Source organism: Bradyrhizobium sp., assembly GCF_016462955.1.
Taxonomy (GTDB): Bacteria; Pseudomonadota; Alphaproteobacteria; order Rhizobiales; family Xanthobacteraceae; genus Bradyrhizobium.
Map to the genome: position 1 here is coordinate 1 of NZ_JAEMSD010000868.1, position 1641 is coordinate 1641.

Here is a 1641-nt window from a genome sequence, read left to right on the forward strand (position 1 = left end):
TGTCAGGCTCCTCGAAGGCGCGCTGGAACGCCATCGACAGCCCGCCGTCCAGCACGAACACGCGCAGGATCTCGACCGCGTCGTCGCGGGCCATGACGTCGGGCGGCAGTGGCTGCTCCTTGGGGCCCGCCATGATCTACCTGTAACAGACGGCTTTGGCGGCCTCGACGACCTCGGCCACCGACGGCAGCGCGAGCTTCTCCAGGTTGGCCGCATAGGGCATCGGCACGTCCTTGCCGGAGACGCGCGTCACCGGCGCGTCCAGATAGTCGAAGGCATTCTCCATGATGCGCGCGGCGATCTCGGCGCCGACGCCGCTCTGGGCCCAGCCCTCTTCCACCGTCACCGCACGCCCGGTCTTCTTCACCGAGTTGATGATGGTCTCGGTGTCCATCGGGCGTAGCGTACGCAGGTCGATCACCTCGGCCTCGATGCCGTCCTTGGCGAGCTCGTCGGCGGCCTTCAGCGCATAGGTCATGCCGTTCGACCAGGCGACGATGGTGACGTGGCTGCCGGTGCGGACGATACGCGCCTTGCCGATCGGGATGATGAAATCATCCAGCTTGGGAACTTCGCCGGTGTGTCCGTAGAGCACCTCGTTCTCGAGGAAGATTACCGGATTGGGATCGCGGATTGCGGCCTTGAGCAGACCCTTGGCGTCGGCGGCCGAATACGGCGCGACCACCTTCAGGCCAGGAATGTGCGAGTACCAGGACGAGTAGTCCTGGCTGTGCTGGGCGGCGACGCGGGCCGCCGCGCCATTCGGTCCGCGGAACACGATCGAGCAGCCCATCTGGCCGCCGGACATGTAGAGCGTCTTCGCGGCGGAGTTGATGATCTGGTCGATCGTGTTCCGCGGTCCGAACGGCGCAGCGGCACGCGTTGCTGCCCAGCACAGCCAGGATTACTCGGCGTGGTACTCGCAGATTCCGGGCCTCAAGGTTGTCTCGCCATACTCCGCGGCGGACGCGAAGGGCCTGCTCAAGGCCGCGATCCGCGATCCGAATCCGGTGATCTTCCTCGAGAACGAAATTCTGTACGGTCACACCGGCGACGTGCCGAAGCTCGACGATTATGTCGTTCCGATCGGCAAGGCGCGCATCGTGCGCGCGGGCAAGGATGTCACTCTGATCGCCTGGTCGAACGGCATGACCTATGCGCTGGGTGCCGCCGATGAACTCGCCAAGGAAGGCATCGAGGCGGAGGTCATCGATCTGCGCACGCTGCGTCCGATGGACACCGAGACGATCATCGACTCGGTGAAGAAGACCTCGCGCGCAGTGGTGGTCGAGGAAGGCTGGCAGCAGTCCGGCGTCGGCGCGGAGATCGCGGCCCGCATCATGGAGCAGGCGTTCGATTATCTCGACGCGCCGGTCGTGCGCGTGTCGGGCAAGGATGTGCCGATGCCTTACGCGGCCAATCTGGAAAAGCTTGCGCTGCCGACGGTGGCCGAAGTCGTCGCCGCGGCCAAAGCTGTCAGTTACAGGTGAGCTATGAAGGCAACGCGGCTATGGATGATCGGATGCATTGTATTCGCTGCATTGTCGACCTGGTTGGCGATCTTCAGCACGAATTCGGGTTTCAATCAGTATACCGGCGACCTTCACGGTCGCTTCATTCGTGATCAACGCGATACAATGT

1 protein-coding gene and 2 pseudogenes are annotated in these 1641 nt (G+C 63.8%); 1 reads left to right on the plus strand and 2 read right to left on the minus strand.

Annotated elements, in window-relative coordinates; all coding sequences use genetic code 11:
• Nucleotides 1-133, minus strand: a 133-nt coding sequence (locus JHD07_RS39360; protein WP_291632018.1) for a DUF5076 domain-containing protein, incomplete at its 3' end; no start/stop codon positions are given.
• Nucleotides 134-136: 3 nt separating this feature from the next.
• Nucleotides 137-847: pseudogene (locus JHD07_RS39365) on the minus strand (pyruvate dehydrogenase complex E1 component subunit beta); the annotation flags it as partial.
• On the opposite strand from JHD07_RS39365, the pseudogene JHD07_RS39370 reads away from it, so the two are divergent.
• Nucleotides 843-1490 (plus strand): annotated as a pseudogene (locus JHD07_RS39370) (pyruvate dehydrogenase complex E1 component subunit beta); the annotation flags it as partial. The pseudogenes JHD07_RS39365 and JHD07_RS39370 sit on opposite strands and share 5 nt — an antisense overlap.
• Between the last annotated feature and the right edge of the window lie 151 nt (nt 1491-1641).